Annotated in this window: 10 protein-coding genes; 3 read left to right on the top strand and 7 right to left on the bottom strand. The window is 67.2% G+C overall.

The features are described 5' to 3' along the window. Positions 1-30: 30 nt before the first annotated feature. A complete protein-coding gene (locus AC07PE_RS15945) occupies positions 31-2,898 on the bottom strand; it encodes a TonB-dependent receptor (RefSeq protein WP_498766141.1) in 2,868 nt (955 codons plus the stop codon). A gap of 48 nt (positions 2,899-2,946) precedes the next feature. Beyond that, positions 2,947-3,957: a LacI family DNA-binding transcriptional regulator gene (locus tag AC07PE_RS15950; protein WP_498766143.1), complete on the bottom strand. Its 1,011-nt coding sequence runs from the start codon at positions 3,955-3,957 to the stop codon at positions 2,947-2,949. 189 nt (positions 3,958-4,146) lie between these two features. On the opposite strand from AC07PE_RS15950, the gene AC07PE_RS15955 reads away from it, so the two are divergent. Both AC07PE_RS15955 and AC07PE_RS15960 read left to right on the top strand, forming a co-directional pair. Next, on the top strand, positions 4,147-7,965 hold the full coding sequence (locus AC07PE_RS15955; protein WP_498766145.1) for a GH36-type glycosyl hydrolase domain-containing protein: 3,819 nt from the start codon (positions 4,147-4,149) through the stop codon (positions 7,963-7,965). A gap of 13 nt (positions 7,966-7,978) precedes the next feature. Continuing rightward, positions 7,979-9,067, top strand: a complete 1,089-nt coding sequence (locus AC07PE_RS15960) for an ABC transporter ATP-binding protein (protein WP_498766147.1) — start codon at positions 7,979-7,981, stop codon at positions 9,065-9,067. 88 nt (positions 9,068-9,155) lie between these two features. Here AC07PE_RS15960 and AC07PE_RS15965 read toward each other — a convergent pair whose 3' ends face one another. Then, complete coding sequence (locus AC07PE_RS15965; RefSeq protein ID WP_498766149.1) at positions 9,156-12,713, bottom strand: indolepyruvate ferredoxin oxidoreductase family protein; 3,558 nt, start codon at positions 12,711-12,713, stop codon at positions 9,156-9,158. A 165-nt stretch (positions 12,714-12,878) separates the two neighbouring features. Here AC07PE_RS15965 and AC07PE_RS15970 point away from each other — a divergent pair, with 165 nt between their 5' ends. Continuing rightward, on the top strand, positions 12,879-13,379 hold the full coding sequence (locus AC07PE_RS15970; protein ID WP_230025014.1) for an Lrp/AsnC family transcriptional regulator: 501 nt from the start codon (positions 12,879-12,881) through the stop codon (positions 13,377-13,379). A 4-nt stretch (positions 13,380-13,383) separates the two neighbouring features. Here AC07PE_RS15970 and AC07PE_RS15975 read toward each other — a convergent pair whose 3' ends face one another. The 4 genes from AC07PE_RS15975 to AC07PE_RS15990 are packed head-to-tail and all read right to left on the bottom strand — an operon-like array spanning position 13,384 to position 16,894. Next, positions 13,384-14,046, bottom strand: a complete 663-nt coding sequence (locus AC07PE_RS15975) for a GNAT family N-acetyltransferase (RefSeq protein WP_498766151.1) — start codon at positions 14,044-14,046, stop codon at positions 13,384-13,386. A gap of 47 nt (positions 14,047-14,093) precedes the next feature. Further along, the gene (locus tag AC07PE_RS15980) at positions 14,094-15,185 is read right to left on the bottom strand and encodes a multifunctional CCA addition/repair protein (RefSeq protein ID WP_498767118.1); all 1,092 of its coding nucleotides are present in this window, start codon (positions 15,183-15,185) and stop codon (positions 14,094-14,096) included. 5 nt (positions 15,186-15,190) lie between these two features. Continuing rightward, positions 15,191-15,907, bottom strand: coding sequence for a glutathione S-transferase family protein (locus AC07PE_RS15985; protein ID WP_498766153.1), 717 nt, complete (start codon positions 15,905-15,907; stop codon positions 15,191-15,193). 9 nt (positions 15,908-15,916) lie between these two features. Continuing rightward, a complete protein-coding gene (locus AC07PE_RS15990) occupies positions 15,917-16,894 on the bottom strand; it encodes a complex I NDUFA9 subunit family protein (protein ID WP_498766155.1) in 978 nt (325 codons plus the stop codon). Between the last annotated feature and the right edge of the window lie 17 nt (positions 16,895-16,911).

Genomic DNA, 16,911 nt, shown 5'->3' on the forward strand with positions numbered 1-16,911 from the left:
GAGGGGGTTGTGCAGCCGCCGCCGGAAACGTCAGAAGGCGTAGCGCGCGGTGAGCTTCACGGTGCGCATCGGGCCGCTCACGCCGCCCGGCACGCCGAGGTTCTTGTTATCCCCGCCCAGGTAGTTCTGCGGATTGCCCGGACCGCCGCCCCATTCGTCGTAGCCGCCGTAGTTGATCGTGTTGAACAGGTTCAGCACGTCCATGCGCAGCGAGACCTGGCCGAAGCCGACCGACACGTCCTTGGCCAGCGCCAGGTCGACCTGGCGGAACGGGCCGCCGTCGCCGCGGCGCGAGACGCACTTGTCCCAGCCGGCCGAGCAATCGGTAATGCGGAAAGGCAGGCCCGAGCCGTAGGTCAGCTTGGCGGAGGTCATGATCCCCCACGGCAGCAGGCGGTCGCTCAGGCCGGCCACCACCAGGCGGTGCTTCTCGACGTTCTTCGACGGATTCCAGCCCGAGGTCGAGCGGCCGTAGGTCCAGTTGAAGATATCGTTGGTCCACTCCTTGTTGGTGGTCTCGCCTTCCGAATAGGTGTAGGTCGCGCTGAGGCCCCAGCCGCTGCCCTTGGTGAAGGGCTTGTCGCCTTTCAGGTAGACCGATTCGGTCCTGGCCTGGCTGATGAAGTCGCCCAGGATCAGGGTGCCGAAGCCCGGCACCGAGCCCCACAGCGGATCGATCGGGCTCTGCGTGCCCCAGCCGCCCTTCGGATCGCGGTTGCCGCCGAACCAGTTGAACTGGTTGTGGCTGCGCGAGTTGATGTAGCCGATCTCGGTGTTCCACTGGCCCACCGCCTGGCGCAGGCCGAGACTGAACTGGTCGGTGTACGGCTGCTTCAGGTCGTTCGTGATCATCCAGATCTCGCCGCCCGGCGATGCATTGTGCTGCAGTTCGTCGAGCGCCTGGTTGGCCATGGTGCGGTCGTAGGCGCGGCCGGCGCCGCCGAAGATGACGGTGTTCTGGTCGCCGTTCAGGTCGTACGAGAAGCCGACGCGCGGCTGGAAGGCGTGCTTGAAGGGCTTGCGGCTGCCGTTGGCGTAGTAGTCGCGGATGTTGACGCCGCCCTTGGCCAGCGACTGCGCATAGGTCTGGCCGGCCGCGGCGCCGTCGCGCGGGTCCTGCTTGTCAAAGATGGCGAGACGGTCGGCCGGGGTCGTGTAGCCGTTGTTCAGCATGTTGGTCTCGTAGTCCCAGCGCACGCCCAGGTTCAGCTCCAGCTTGTTGTTGACGCGCCAGTCGTCCTGCAGGTACAGGCCGTACTGGTTGTCGCTGTAGCTCACGCCCACCGGCGCCAGCGCCGGATCGAGCTGGATCACGGTGGTGGTGCCGGTCTTGTTGTCGATCATCTCACGGCGGATGTCGACGCTGCGCGGGGTGCCGAACAGGTCGAAGTCGACCCGCTTCATTTTCAGGCCGCCCTTGACCGTGTGGCCGGCCAGGCCGGTCCAGGTCAGGTCGTCCTGGAAGGAGTAGCCGCTCTGCTTGCGGTCCTGGGCATCCGGCGAGCCGCCGGTGAACAGCACGTCGACCACGTTCTGCGCCTGGTTGCTGGGCGAGACCACGTACTTCACATAGGGCGTGCCCAGCTTGGCGTGCGGGTTCCAGTGGAACTGCTCGTAGCCCAGGCGCGCCTCGTTGCGGAAGTCGCCGTGGCTCCATTCGTGCTTGAGGTCGAAGCGGGTTTCGTCGTTCTTACGGTCCTTCTCGTTGCCCGGCACGGACAGCTTGAAGTCTTCCGGCACCAGGTCGCTCTCGCGGCGGATGCGGGTACTGAATTCGATGCGGTTGTCCTCGTCGATCTGGGCGTCGATCTTGCCGAGCAGGAGGTCTTCCTTGAACTTCGAGGTGGCCGAACCGGCCATCTTCAGCAGCTCGGGCACGATGCCGGCGTTCGGCAGCAGGTCCTGGCGCTGCGCCACCACCTGGCGCGGCTGGTCGATGTGCTTGCCCTCGTAGGCCAGGAAGAAGTGCGCCACGTCCTTCTTGATCGGGCCGCCCAGCGTGGCGCCGTACTGCGCCTGGGTATAGCTCGGGCGGTCGACGCCGGCCGCGCGGTTCTTCTGCTGGAAGGGATCGTAGGCGGTCCAGTTGGCGCCGGTGCGGTCGACGAAGACGTCGCCGTGGAATTCGTTGGTGCCCGACTTGGTGATCGCCGTGATCGCGGCCGACGAGACCTGGTCGAACTCGGCCTTGTAGTTCTGCGTGATCACCTTGTACTCGGCCACCGCCGACTGCGGGAAGGGATTGCCGCGCGACGCATCCAGGCCGCTCATGCCGCCGCGCAGGATGTAGTTCTTCTGGCCGACGCCGTCGATGAAGACGTTGACGTTGTCCTGGTTCTGGGCGCCGCTCTGCAGCGTGCCGTAGCCGGTCTTCTGCTCGACGTCGAAGCGCACGCCCGGCGCCAGGTCGGCAAAGGCCAGGAAGTTGCGGTTCACCTGCGGCAGGTTCTCGATCTGGGCGCGCGACACGCTGGTGCCGACTTCCGAGGTGCGCACGTCGCGGCGCTGGGCCGAGCCGCGGATCACCACCTGCCGCACGTCGCCGCCGGCCTGCGCGGCGTCGCCGACGCTCAGGTCGAGCGCCGCGGTCTGGCCGATGCTCAGGGTGACCGGCTCGGAGCGCTGGCCGCCCACCTGGATGGTGTACGAGCCCGGCGCCAGGCCGGGCAGCACATAGCTGCCGTCGGCGGCCGTGGTGGTGCGGTAGGTATAGCCGGTGGCGGTGTTGGTCGCCACGATCTGGGTCGCCGCCGGCGCCGCCGCGCCGGCCTGCGTGATCTGGCCCTTGATGGTGGCGGTGCTCACCTGCGCGTGCGCCGTGCCGGCCGCCAGTACCGCGGCCGCCGACAAGCCCAGCAGGGCCCGTCGCAGTTCGCGTACGCCTGTTTTCATTCTCATGTCTGTCTCCTTTTGGTTTTTATGGACTACGTGTGCGATGAGGATCTGTCAGGTTCTGCCACCGCAGGAGCGTCTTACCACCAGCTCGGTCTGCAGGACGTGGTTCGAAAGCTTGGTACTGTCCGGGTTCTCGACCTGAAAGGCGAGCGTCTCCAGTGCGCGGCTGCCCATTTCGGAGATACGGATGCGGACCGTGGTGAGCGGCGGGGTGACGAAGCGCGCGGTCGGGATATCGTCGAAGCCGACCACGGCGACGTCGCGCGGCACGCGCAGGCCGGCTTCGTTGAGGGCGAACATGCAGCCGATCGCCATCATGTCATTGGCCGCGAACACGGCGTCGGGCAGGCGCTTGAGCGACTGCAGCTGGTGCCCGGCGCGGTAGCCCGACTCCTCACTGAAGTCGCCATGCAGCACGCACAGGTCGTTGGGGTCATGGTCCGGCACCAGGCGTTCCAGCGTTTCGCGGAAGCCGCGCAGGCGCTCCGCCGCCTCGAAGTTGTTGGCCGGACCGGTCACCATCAGGATGCGGCGGTGGCCCATCTCGACCAGGTGCTGCACCATCGCCGCGGCGCCGCCGTAGTTGTCGATGCTGAGCGAGGAACAGTGGTGGCCGGCGTCGCTGGTGTTCAGCAGGACGATCGGCAGCGTGTCCGGCAGGTTGGCCGCCAGGAAGCCGGCGTCGACGTGCGGCGACATCACGATCAGGCCGTCGACGCGGCCGCTCATCGCACGCAGCGCCGCGCCGGCCTCGGCGGCGTCGCCGTGCGAGCTCGAGACCAGCAGGTGCAGGCCGCGGCGCCGCGCCGCCAGGTCGATCCCGCGGATCAGCTCCGAGAAGAATTCGCCATACAGGTCCGGCAGCACCACGCCGATGGTGTTGGTGCGGCTGGTCGACAGGCTGCGCGCGCCGCTGTGCGGCACGTAGCGCAGGGCCCGCGCCGTTTCCAGCACCAGCCTGCGGGTTTCTTCGGTGACGCTGCTGCTGCCGTTGAGCGCGCGTGACACGGAGGCCACCGACACGTTGGCTGCCTTGGCAACATCCTTGATGGTTACGGCCATAGGTAAAAGAGGTCAAGTAAACGGTTACATTTTTATACTCTACCGCATTATTTTTATTTTTGGATAATTTTTCTCTCGATGTCCACAGAGTGAAACACTGCTGCGGCGCAGCACGAAAAGCTGTTGGAAAGACAAGCAAACTGTGTAGAATGGCCCGGATGTAACCGTTTACAATTCACATCTCCCCCCATGACTTCGATGATTCCCAGCCCGGCCGCCGGCGCCCGCCTGTTGTCCAACGGCCGCTTCACCACCCTGATCACACCCGCCGGCACCGGCTATGCCGAGTTCGCCGGCAGCGCCCTCAGCCGCTGGCAAGGCGATCCGGTGGAAGACGCGGACGGCAGCTTCATCTACCTGCGCGATCTCGACAGCGGCGAATTCTGGTCGGTCGGCATGCGCCCGCTGGCCCCAGCCGGCGCCACGTTCACGCATGGTGCCGACGACGGCCTGGCCTGGATCGCCTGCACCTGGAACGGCATCGAGGCCCGCCTCGAGACCGCGGTGGCGGCGGACGGCGACGTCGAACTGCGCACGCTCTCGCTGCGCAACCTCGGCGCGGGCGCACGCCGCATCGAAGTCACCAGCTACCTGGAAGTCGTGCTGAACGCGCGCGCCGCCGAGGCCTCGCACCCGGCCTTCTCGAAACTGTTCGTGCAGACCGAGCTCGATGCCGCCAGCGGCGCCCTGCTGGCGCGCCGCCGTCCGCGCGGCGCCGACGAGACGGCCTCGCTGTGGCTGGTGCAGGCGGTGCGCGGCGGCAGCGATGCGCAGTTCGAAACCGACCGCAAGCGCTTCGTCGGCCGCGGCGGCAGCCTGGCGGCGCCGCTGGCCCTGAGCGGCAGCGCAGCGCTGTCCGGCACCGCGGGCAATGTGCTCGACCCGGCCTTCGCCCTGCGCCGCAGCATCCAGCTCGATGCGGGCGCGGACGCGCAACTGCACTATGTATTGGGCGTGGCGCCGGACCGTGCCGCCGCGCTGGCGCTGGCCGATCGTGCCGGCGACACCGCCGCCGTCGCACAGATGGCCGCCGAACGGCGCCGCCAGCTGATGCGCGAGGCCGGCGTCGACGCGCAGCAGGCCGGCGCCGCCGAGGAACTGGGCGCCGCCCTGCTCTACGGCGAGCCGGCGCTGCGGGCCCCGGCCGTGGTCCAGCGCCGCGTCCATGGCAGCGCCGCGATCCTGTCCGATTACCGCCTGCCCGCTTCGCAGGCCTTGTGCGTGGTGGTCGCGAACGGCGCCGGCGACGCCAGCGTGACGGCCCTGCTGGCGGCGGCGCGCTGGTGGCAGGCGCTGGCCCTGCCGCTGCACCTGGTCGTGATCGGCGCCTGCGAAGACTGGGCCGCTGTGATCGGCGACGCCGGCTTCGCCACCCTGCTCGACCCGGGCCGCGTGCCGCGCACGGATCTCGACCGCATCGACTGCCTCGCGCGCGGGGTGCTGTCCGGCGGCCTGCCGCGCTTTACGCCAACTCAGTTACCAGCCCCAGCGCCGGCGCCCGCCGCCCGCCCGCAAGGCGGCGCCGACCTGCGCCCCGAACGCGAAGCGCTGCGCTTCTTCAACGGCAATGGCGGCTTCTCGAAGGACGGCAAGGAATACGTGGTGCGCCTGGATTGGGACGGCGACAAGTTATCTCGCCCGCCCCTGCCCTGGACCAATGTGATCGCCAACGAACAGGTGGGCGTCATCGTCAGCGAAACCGGCGCCGGCTACACCTGGAGCCGCAACAGCCGCGAACACCGGCTCACGCCCTGGTTCAACGACCCGGTCTGCGACCCGCATGGCGAGGCGCTGTACCTGCGCGATGAAGACGACGGCGCCTGCTGGTCGCCGCTGCCCGGCCCGATGCCGGCCGGCGCCGACTACGAAGCCGCCCACGGCTTCGGCTACACGAGCTTCCGCCATGCGAGCCACGGCCTGGAGCAGGAAAGCACGGTGTTCGTGCCGCGCCACGATCCACTCAAGATCGTGCGCATCCGCCTGCGCAACCGCGGCGCGCAGGCGCGTACCGTCTCCCTGTTCTCCTACCAGCAGCTGGTCCTGGGCGGCACCCCGGCCGACAGCGGCCGCCACGTGCTCACCGAATTCGAGGACGGCGTGCTGCTGGCCACCAACCGCATGGCCGGCCCCTTTGCCGACGGCGTCACCTTCGCCACCCTGCTCGCGCCCGGCGCCGACAGCAGCACCTTCAGCGCCGACCGCGCCGCCTTCCTCGGCGCCCATGGCAGCACTGCGGCGCCGGCGGCGCTCAGCCGTCCCGCGCTGGACGGCCGCTGCGGCGCCGGCCTCGATCCCTGCGCCGCATTCCAGGCGCGCATCCGCATCGCGCCGGGCGCCACCGTCGAATGCGCCGTGCTGCTGGGCGAAACCACCCAGCGCGAGACGGCACTGGCGCTGGCGCGCCGCTACCGCGCGGCCGGCAGCATCGAGGCCGCGCTGAATGAAACCCGCGAGTTCTGGCGCCGCGCCACCGGCGCGGTCGAGGTCTCGACGCCACTGCCGGCGCTCGACCTGATGATGGGCGGCTGGCTGGTCTACCAGAACCTGTCCTGCCGCATCTGGGGCCGTTCCGCCTTCTACCAGTCCGGCGGCGCCTACGGCTTCCGCGACCAGCTGCAGGATTCGAGCGGCATGGTCTACACGATGCCCCAGCTGACCCGGCGCCAGATCCGCCTGCACGCCGCCCACCAGTTCGTCGAGGGCGACGTGCTGCACTGGTGGCACCCGGCGCCGCTGGAAAAAGGCCTGCGCACGCGCTTTGCCGACGATTTACTGTGGCTGCCTTACATCACCGCCTTCTACATCGACAGCACTGGCGACTGGAGCGTGCTGGACGAAGTCGAGGGCTTCCTCACTGCGCCGCTGCTGGAAGACGGCGAGGACGAGGTCTTCCTCCAGCCGACACAGGCCGGCGTCTCGGCCGACGTCTACGAGCATTGCTGCCGCGCGCTCGACCGCTCGCTGACCAGGGGCGCGCACGGACTGCCGCTGATGGGCACCGGCGACTGGAACGACGGCATGAACCGCGTCGGCCGCGAAGGCCGCGGCGAGAGCGTGTGGATGGGCTTCTTCCTGGTCCGCATCATCGAGGACTTCCTGCCGATCTGCGAACGGCGCGGCGACCGCGAACGCATCGCCCGCTACGGCGCCTACCGCGACCAGCTGCTGCTGGACCTGAACGAGGCCGGCTGGGACGGCGAGTGGTACCGCCGCGCCTATTACGACAACGGCGTGGTGATGGGCTCGCGCGACAGCGACGAGTGCAAGATCGACGCCCTGGCCCAGGCCTGGTCGGTGATCTCGGGCGCCGCCCCGCAGGAGCGCGCGGCGCAGGCGCTGGACGCAATGGAGCAGCACCTGGTGTCGGATGAAGAGCGCCTGGTGCGCTTGTTGACCCCGCCGTTCCAGGACACGCCGCAGGACCCGGGCTACATCAAGGGCTATGTGGCGGGCGTGCGCGAGAACGGCGGCCAGTACACGCACGCGGCCTGCTGGGCGGTGCGCGCGCTGGCCGAGGCCGGGCGCAACGAGCGCGCCGCGCAGGTGCTGGAGATGCTCAGCCCCGTGAGCCACTCGTCCACCCCCGAAGACGTGGCCGTCTACCAGGTCGAGCCCTACGTGATCGCCGCCGACATCTACGGCGCCGATCCGCACGTGGGCCGCGGCGGCTGGACCTGGTACACAGGCTCGGCCGGCTGGATGTACCGCGTGGCGCTGGAATCGGTGCTCGGCTTCACCCTGCAAGGCGGCGACACGGTCCGCATGAAGCCGGTGATCCCGTCCTCCTGGCCCGGCTTCACGATCTGCTACCGCCTGCCGGACGGCGTCACGGTCTACGAGATCAGCGTGGTCAATGCGACCAGCAACAGCGGTGCGGGCGGCAACCCGGCGGTGTCCTCGGCGACGCTCGACGGCGCGCCGGTGGCACTGCAGGACGGCGCAGCGCTGGTGCCGCTGCGCGCCGGCCGCGGCCGCCATCGCGTCGAGATCGTCCTGCACGCCGGCTGAGAGACGAACGCAGATGGCGAATCTCGACCTGGCAGGCGTGCGCAAGTCCTTCGGCGCCAACACGATCCTGCACGGGATCGACCTCACCATCGAGGACGGCGAATTCATCGTGTTCGTCGGCCCATCCGGCTGCGGCAAGTCGACCTTGCTGCGCGCGATCTGCGGCCTGGACGAGGTCGACGGCGGCGATATCCACATCGGCGGACGGCGCATGAACGGCGTGCCGCCGGCCGAACGCGGCCTGGCGATGGTATTCCAGAGCTATGCCCTGTATCCGCACATGACGGTACGCGAGAACATGGCCTTCGCACTGACCTTGGCGAAGCGCCCGCAGGCCGAGATCGATGCCGCGGTGATGAAAGCGGCCCAGGCCTTGCGCATCGAACCGCTGCTGCAGCGCCGTCCGAAGGAACTGTCCGGCGGCCAGCGCCAGCGCGTGGCGATCGGCCGCGCCATCGTGCGCCAGCCCTCGGTATTCCTGTTCGACGAACCGCTGTCGAACCTGGACGCGGCGCTGCGCGTGCAGATGCGCATCGAGCTCGCCAGGCTGCACCGCGACCTGGCGACGACCATGATCTACGTGACCCACGACCAGGTCGAAGCCATGACCCTGGCCGACCGCATCGTGGTGTTCAATGCCGGCCGCATCGAGCAGGTCGGCCCGCCGCTGCAGCTCTACCACGAACCCGACAACCTGTTCGTGGCCGGCTTCCTGGGCGCGCCGAGCATGAATTTTCTACACGGCGACGTATGCGAGAGCGACGGCCGCCAGGCGACGATTGCGGTGGCCGGCGCGCAGGCCTTATTGCGCGTGACGCTGGCGGCGGCGCCGGCGCGCGGGCAGAAGGTGACGGTCGGAATCCGGCCGGAGCATCTGGTGGCCGATGCCGCAGGCGGCATTCCGGCAACCGTGTTCGCGGTCGAACACCTGGGAGATGGGGCGTATTTGTATGCGAGCGTTGCCGGAAGCGGCGAGCAGGTGGTGATGCGGGCGGACCCGGAGCGGGCCTGGGAGACAGGACAGGTGTTATCGCTGGGAGCGCCGCAGGGGCGCATTCACGTGTTTGGGGCGGATGGGAAGCGCTTAAAGCCGCTCGCCTGAGAGCCGTCATCCTCGCGAAAGCGGGGATCCATACTGAGCGTCTTATGCCGATTCAGAATGGATTCCCGCTTCCGCGGGAATGACGACGTTACGCCGCGCGCGGCACCGTACCACCCGCATGGAAAGCCGCCACCAGCTCGGCTTCCTTGCGCTTGGCCGCCTGCAGGTGACGCTCCTTCACGTGCCCGTAGCCGCGGATCTCTTCCGGAATGCTGGCGATCGCCACCGCCTGCGCCAGGTTCTCGTTCGTCAGCTTGGGCAGCAGCGCTTCCACCGTGCGGCGGTACTCGACTATCAGCGCACGCTCCATCTTGCGCTCCCCGGTATAGCCGAACACGTCGAGGGCCGTGCCGCGCAGGCCTTTCAATTTCGCCAGCACGCCGAAGGCCTTCATCATCCACGGGCCGAATTCCTGCTTGACCGGGAGTCCGTCCTTGCCGGTCTTGGCCAGCAGCGGCGGCGCCAGGTGGAATTTCAGCTTCACGTCGCCTTCGAACATGTTATTCACCTTTTCCATGAACGCCGGGTCGGTGTACAGGCGTGCGACTTCGTACTCGTCCTTGTAGGCCATCAGCTTGTGCAGGTAGCGCGCCACGGCTTCGCTCAGGCGCGTACCTTTACCCAGCTTTTCTTCGGCGGCGCGGACCTGGTCCACGAACCCTTTGTACTGAGCGGCATACCCAGCGTTCTGGTAAGCGGTCAGCAGTTCGACACGGCGCTTGACCAGGTCGTCCAGGGTCTGGGCGCGCTTGAACTCGATCACCTTGGCTGGGGTCGTCAGTTTGGTGACGGACGCCAGGTCGTGGGCGGCGGTGCGGCCCCAGTTGAAGGCGGCCTTGTTGAAGGGGATCGACACGCCATTCAGCTCGATCGCCTTCATGATCGAGGCTTCCTGCAGCGGCACCTGCCCCTTCTGGAAGGCGTAGCCGAGCATGAACATATTGGTGGCGATGGCGTCGCCCATCAGGCTGGTCGCGATCTGGCCGGCGTCGACGAAATCGACATTGTCCGCGCCGCAGGCCTGCACGATGGCGCCCTTCGATCCTTCGGCCGGGAACTGCCAGTCCGGGTTCTTGATGAAGGCGGCCGTCGTCGCGCCGCTGTTGTTGACGAAGGCGCGGGTGCGGCCTTCGCCCATGCGCGACAAGGCGTCGCGGCTGGCGGTGACGATCTGGTCGCAGCCGATCACCAGGTCCGCGCTGCCGGTGCCGACGCGGGTCGAGTGCAGGTCTGCCTGTTTGTTCGCCAGGCGCACGTGCGACATCACCGGACCGCCCTTCTGGGCCAGGCCGCTCATGTCCAGCACCAGCGCACCTTTACCCTCGACGTGGGCGGCGACGGCCAGGATCTGGCCGACGGTCACCACACCGGTGCCGCCGATGCCGGTCACCAGGATGCCAAAGGGTTCCATGGTGGCCGGGATGCTCGGCGACGGCAGTGCAGGCGGCGCGGCTTCGGACGATGCAGCCTTCTTGGGCTTCTTCAGTCCGCCGCCTTCGACGGTGACAAAACTCGGGCAGAAACCAGTCGTGCACGAGAAGTCCTTGTTGCACGAGGACTGGTTGATCTGGCGCTTGCGGCCCAGCTCCGTCTCCAGCGGCTCGACCGACAGGCAGTTCGACTGCTTCGAGCAGTCGCCGCAGCCTTCGCAGACGGCTTCGTTGATCACGGCGCGCTTGGCCGGGTCGGGGAATTCGCCCTTCTTGCGGCGGCGGCGTTTTTCGGAGGCGCAGGTCTGGTCGTAGATCATCGCCGAGACGCCCGGCATCTCGCGCAGTTCCTTCTGCACGTCCATCAGTTCCGCACGGTGACGCACGGTGACGCCTTCGGCCCACGGATAATCCGCCGGGTATTTTTCCGGCTCGTCGGTGACAACGATGATGGGTTTGACGCCTTCGGCGGCCAGCTGGCGGCTGATCTTGGCCGGGTCCAGCGGACCGTCGTGGGTCTGGCCGCCGGTCATCGCGACCGCGTCGTTGTACAGAATTTTATAAGTGATGTTGACCTTGGCCGCGACCGAGGCGCGGATCGCCAGCACGCCCGAGTGGAAATAGGTGCCGTCGCCGAGATTGGCGAACACGTGCTTCTCGTCGGTGAACGGGGCCTGGCCGATCCAGGTCGTGCCTTCGGCGCCCATGTGGGTGAAGGTCGAGGTCTCGCGGTCCATCCACAGGACCATGTAGTGGCAGCCGATGCCGGCCAGCGCGCGCGAGCCTTCCGGCACCTTGGTCGAGCTGTTGTGCGGGCAGCCCGAGCAGAAGAAGGGAATGCGGTCGGTTTCCGGATTGGCCTTGACCGGGATCGCCTTCAGCACGGCTTCCTTGGCTTCCAGGTAGGCGATGCGCTGCTTGACGCGCTCCGCCACCGGGTGGCCGGCGCAGTAGTGGCCGATGCGCGACGCAATGGCGCGCGCGATCTGGGCCGGATTCAGCTCGTAGGTGCCTGGCAGCAGCCAGTCGCCCTGGCCGGAGCGGTTCTTGATATCCCATTCGCCGCTGTCGTCGAACTTGCCGACCACGCGCGGACGCTCGCCGTCCGGCAGGTTGTACAGCTCTTCCTTCAGCGCGTATTCCAGCACCTGGCGCTTTTCTTCGACGACGATGATCTCGTCCAGGCCCTGCGCGAACTCGTGCACGCCGACCGAATCCAGCGGCCAGGTCATGCCGACTTTATAGACGCGCAAGCCGATGTCGGCCGCCGCCTGCTCGTCGATGCCGAGGTCGGCCAGCGCCTGGCGCGTGTCCAGGTAGCTTTTACCCGCGGTGATGATGCCGATCTTCGGCTTCGGGCTGTCCCAGATGATGTTGTTCAACTTGTTGGCGCGCGCATAGGCCAGGGCCGCGTACCACTTGTAGTTGTTCATCCGCACTTCCTGGTCCAGCACGGCGTCCGGCCAGCGAATGTTCAGGCCGCCCGGCGGCATCTCGAAGTCGGTCGGGATGACGGGCTGCACGCGGTCCGGGTCGAGGTCGACCACGGCGCCGGATTCGATGATGTCGGTCACGCACTTCATCGACACCCACAGGCCGCTGTAGCGGCTCATCGCCCAGGCGTGCAGGCCGTAGTCGATGTATTCCTGGACCGAGGACGGGAACAGCACCGGCATGCCGACGTGGTGCAGGATGTGGTCGGACTGGTGGGCGGTGGACGAAGATTTGGCGGCGTGGTCGTCGCCGGCCAGCACCAGCACGCCGCCATGCTTGGCGGAGCCGGCGTTATTGCCGTGCTTGAACACGTCGCCGCAGCGGTCCACGCCCGGGCCCTTGCCGTACCACATGGCGAACACGCCGTCGTACTTGGCGTTTTCGAACAGATTGGTCTGCTGGGTGCCCCAGACGGCGGTGGCCGCCAGGTCTTCGTTCATGCCCGGGTGGAAGTGAACGTTGTGGGCTTGCAGGTGCTTTTTCGCCTTCATGGCGGTCTGGTCGACCGAGGTGACGGGCGAGCCGCGGTAGCCGGTGATGTAGCCGGCAGTGTTCAGGCCGGCAGCGACGTCGCGCTCGTGCTGCATCATCGGCAGGCGGATCAGGGCCTGGGTGCCGGTCATGAAGGCGCGGCCGCGCTGCAGCGTCCATTTGTCGTCGAGGGTGATCTCGTGCGACGGCTGCGCCGGTTCCAGCTGGGTGCGGTCCAGGGGTGCGTTCATTGTGTCTCCAGTGATGTCTTTGTGCGCGCGGTGTTCTCCGTGATGGGCCCGCGTCGGGATGGTGCCCAGTATATGCGCGAGCCGCGGCCATAAAATTTCAAACGATTCCCCCACTCCATGGATTTGCGCAATAAAATTGCGGGAATATTGGAGAACGAGGGAGTCATGTCAAAAATCGAGCTGGATAAAACCGACCGGAAGATCCTGGCCATCCTGCAGGCCGACGGGCGCCTGTCCAACCAGGATGTGGCCGAGAAGGTCAACCTGTCGCCATCGCCCTGCCTGCGCCGTATCAAACGGCTCGAGGAAGCCGGGGTGATCCGCCAATACGTGGCGCTGCTCGATGCGGACAAGCTGGGACTGGGCCTGTTGGCCTACGTAAATGTACGATTGGAAAAGCACGCGGAAGGCGCGCCCAACGCGCGCGTGCCGGCAACCTCGCCGCGCTTCGAGTTCGCCCAGGCCGTGTCGGCCTGGCCGGAAGTCGTCGACTGCTATGCGATGACGGGAGAGATGGATTTCCTGCTGCGCGTCCACGTGGAAGACATGGACCACTTCTCGCGCTTCATGATGGGCACGCTGCTGCGTCACCCGGCGGTGCTGGACGTGAAGTCCAGCTTTGCCCTGCAGAAAATCAAGGAAACGACGGCGCTGCCGATCGTCTGACTGCCTATTTTTTAGGCGCGAACCACTTCAAGGCCATGCGCGCATTGCGCTTGACGGCGTAGTCGATCTTGGCGACCTGCTCTTCCAGCGCCTCGGCCAGCACGCTCGAGGGGCTGGGCGGCGGCAAGTGCAGGTGGGCGTCGGCCTCGCCATATTCGCGCTGAATCTCCATGCCGGCCTTTTTGGCGATGTGCATCATGGTGCGGTTCGAGGACAGGCACTGCATGTACAAGGTGTCGACGTCGACGTTGCGGCAGTGGATGGCCGCGCGCTCGAACAGCCGCGTGCCGACGCCCAGCCCGCGCGCCGATTTCGACACCGACACGCCGAACTCGGCCACTTTTTCCTTGTCCGTGTAGTGGATGCTGTCCGGGTGCGCTTCCTTCGAGGTGAAGGCCAGGTGGCCGACGCCGACCAGCTGGAACAGCCGGTTGTAGACGCCGAAGACGATGTCGTTCGCAAAGTCGAGCTTGGCGACGTAATTGCTCACCTGCTCGTCCGGCAACTGGGTGCCGAAGCGCAGCAGGCGATCGCTGTTGTCGAGCGCCATGAAATGCCGCAGCACGCGCCGGCGGTCGCGTTCGCTCAAGGCTTTGACGAGGACCGGCTGGCGGCCGTGTTTGCCGATCAGGTTGTTCAGCCAGCGGCGGAGGGGCTTGTCCTGCATGGGGGTGCATTGTAGCGGATTGAGCAGGCAGCTGCCGAGGCCGGCTTCTAGGGTGTGCAAGCTGCGGCCACGGCCGCGACCCGCGCCGCATAGACCGCTGCCGGAATCCGCGCCTTGTCGTCGGCGCAACGTCCCGCAATCTCTCCCGCATTCACCCCGCGCGCCGCCGTCAGCGCCTTCAGCAGGCGCCGCGCATGCGTTTCCTGGCCGAGCGACGCGTACTCGGCCGCCTGCAGCATCTGCGCAAAACGTTCCGGCTTGCGGAAGCCGTCGCTGCGTTCGAACAGGCTGACGATGGCTTCCGGATCGAGCTCCGGCGCGCGGCCGATCAGCGCACGCTCGCGCGCCGTCATGACAGCCAGGTCGCGGCAGTCGACCGGCACACGCAGGCGTTTGGCAAGGTCCGCGATCGCGTCCTGGCCCAGCGCGTGCATGAGGACGGCAAAGCGCACCGCCAGCTCGGCGCCGTGCGCGGCGGCGTGGTCGATCGCCAGCATCAAACGATCATTGGCGTCGAGTTCCGGCAGGATGCGAGACAAGGCGCCGCAGTCGCGCAGTACGTCGAACATGCGCGAGGGCTTTTGCTCCATCAGCCCGCGCGACAATTCCTGCCAGACGCGCTCGGCCACCAGGGCATCGACCTCGCCCTCCTCGGCCATCCTGCGCATCAGTGCATTCGTGGTGTCGGCCACCCGGAACTCCGGGAAACGCGCGGCAAAGCGGGCCAGGCGCAGGATCCGCACCGGGTCTTCGGCAAAGGCGTCAGACACGTGGCGGAAAATGCGGTCCTGCAGATCCTGCCGCCCGCCATAGGGGTCGACGATGGTCCCGTCCTCGGCGCGCGCCATCGCGTTGATGGTCAGATCGCGGCGGATCAGGTCGTCTTCCAGTTTTACATCGGGATCGGTGTGGAACACGAAGCCGTGGTAACCCGGCGCGGTCTTGCGCTCGGTGCGGGCCAGCGCGTATTCCTCGTGCGAGTCCGGATGCAGGAAGACCGGAAAATCCTTGCCGACCGGACGAAAACCCTGCGCGACCATCTGCTCGGGCGTGGCGCCGACCACGACCCAGTCATGGTCCTGCACCGGCAGCCCCAGCAATTCATCGCGCACGGCGCCGCCGACCACGTAAGCCTGCATTGCCATCAGTCCGGCAGCTCGTCTTCGTGGATGCCGGCGACTTCGGTCTCGCGCATCGCTTCCTCGACCCAGCGCGCCACGGCCGGATGGGCCAGCATGCGGTCGCAGTAGGCTTGCAGGGCCGGCGCCAGCGCCACGCCATAGGTTTTGAAACGCATCACCACCGGCGCGTAGAAGGCGTCGGCGATGGAAAAGTCGCCGAACAGGAAGCGGTGGTGGCCGAAGCGCGACAGGCACTCTTCCCAGATCTCGCAGATGCGGCCGATGTCGGCCTGGGCGCCTGGCGTACGGCCGCGGCCCGGCAGGCGCGCTTTGATGTTCATCGTCATCGCCGTGCGCAGGTCGACGAAGCCGGAATGCATCTCGGCGACCACCGAACGCGCCATCGCGCGCGCCGCCACGTCCTGCGGCCACAGGTGCTTTTCAGGGAACTGCTCGGCAAGGTATTCGCAAATGGCGAGGCTGTCCCAGATCGTCATCTCGCCGGCCAGCAGCACGGGCACGCGGCCAGCGTGCGAAAAGCGCGCGATGTTGGTGGCGGTATCGGGCTGGTCGAGCAGCACGCGGACTTCGGTGAACGGGATTCCGGACGCTACCGCCGCCACCCATGGGCGCATCGACCACGACGAATAGTTCTTGTTGCCGATGACGAGGGTCAGGCCTGCCTGGCGCGCCATGTCGAGGGTTTGCGAAAGCGTCGGGTCGAGTTCGATAGTCTGCATGGTCTCTTTCTATTTCGGATGGGGATGCGCATGACGCGCCCGCGAGCGCAGCTCGTCGAGCTGCCCGGTCGGCGCCAGGTAAGCCGGCGCGACGGACTCGAGCGCCGTGAGCTTGATATCGAGCGCCTCCGCTGTCAAGACCTGTTTGGACGGATTGACAACATTATCGACCTTCATGGAATCCAGATTGTCGCGCGTGATCAGCGGCGTACCGGGCAGGTGTTCGAAGAAGGCCGCCTGCACCCGCGCCAGCCCATCGGGCATGGGGACGATTGGACGCGGATGGCCGGAATAGCGCCCGCTGAGGCGCACCAGCTCGGCCAGGGTGTAGACGGCCGGGCCGCCCAGCTCGTAGGTCTTGTTCCGGCATTCCGGCGCGAACAGCGCGTGTATGAAAGCATCGGCAACGTCGCCGACGTAGACCGGCTGGAAGCGGGCATTCGCGCAAGCCAGCGGCACCACGGGGAGATGGCGCTGCAGGCGCGCAAACATGTTCAGGAAATTGTCTTCCGGTCCGAACACCACCGAAGGCCGGAAGATCGTCGCCGCCACCGATGTTTGGCTGGCGGCCGCCAGTTCGCCGTCGGCCTTCGAGCGCTGGTACATCGAGGGGCCGTCGCGGTCCGCGCCCAGCGCGCTCATGTGCAGCAAGCGCGGCACGCCGCCGGCGGCGCAGGCGGCGGCGATGCGGCGCGGCAACTCGACGTGGACCTCACGGAATTGCGGCCCGTAGGGAGAGCCGCGCTGCGAATGCAGGATGCCGACCAGGTTGACGACGGCATCCTTGCCCGCCACCAGGCGCTGCAAGGCGGCATCGTCGTGGATATTGGCTTGGACGATGTCGACGCCCAGCGGCATCAGGTGCATGGCGTGCGCCTCGTGGCGCGTGACGGCGACCATGCTCACGTCGCGCTCGCTGAGGCGCGCTGCGAGGTGGCTGCCGATGAATCCCGTTCCTCCGAACAACACTATCGACAGCGGGCGCATGGGGAACTCCTAGGGCA

It is taken from the genome of Telluria sp. GW821-FHT07G12, from assembly GCF_059418525.1.

Excerpts from the sequence above, each read along its gene's own strand:
- AC07PE_RS15945 (WP_498766141.1), bottom strand. The coding sequence starts at position 2,898 with ATGAGAATGAAAACAGGCGTACGCGAACTGCGACGGGCCCTGCTGGGC.
- AC07PE_RS15950 (WP_498766143.1), bottom strand. The coding sequence starts at position 3,957 with ATGGCCGTAACCATCAAGGATGTTGCCAAGGCAGCCAACGTGTCGGTG.
- AC07PE_RS15955 (WP_498766145.1), top strand. The coding sequence starts at position 4,147 with ATGACTTCGATGATTCCCAGCCCGGCCGCCGGCGCCCGCCTGTTGTCC.
- AC07PE_RS15960 (WP_498766147.1), top strand. The coding sequence starts at position 7,979 with ATGGCGAATCTCGACCTGGCAGGCGTGCGCAAGTCCTTCGGCGCCAAC.
- AC07PE_RS15965 (WP_498766149.1), bottom strand. The coding sequence starts at position 12,713 with ATGAACGCACCCCTGGACCGCACCCAGCTGGAACCGGCGCAGCCGTCG.
- AC07PE_RS15970 (WP_230025014.1), top strand. The coding sequence starts at position 12,879 with ATGTCAAAAATCGAGCTGGATAAAACCGACCGGAAGATCCTGGCCATC.
- AC07PE_RS15975 (WP_498766151.1), bottom strand. The coding sequence starts at position 14,046 with ATGCAGGACAAGCCCCTCCGCCGCTGGCTGAACAACCTGATCGGCAAA.
- AC07PE_RS15980 (WP_498767118.1), bottom strand. The coding sequence starts at position 15,185 with ATGCAGGCTTACGTGGTCGGCGGCGCCGTGCGCGATGAATTGCTGGGG.
- AC07PE_RS15985 (WP_498766153.1), bottom strand. The coding sequence starts at position 15,907 with ATGCAGACTATCGAACTCGACCCGACGCTTTCGCAAACCCTCGACATG.
- AC07PE_RS15990 (WP_498766155.1), bottom strand. The coding sequence starts at position 16,894 with ATGCGCCCGCTGTCGATAGTGTTGTTCGGAGGAACGGGATTCATCGGC.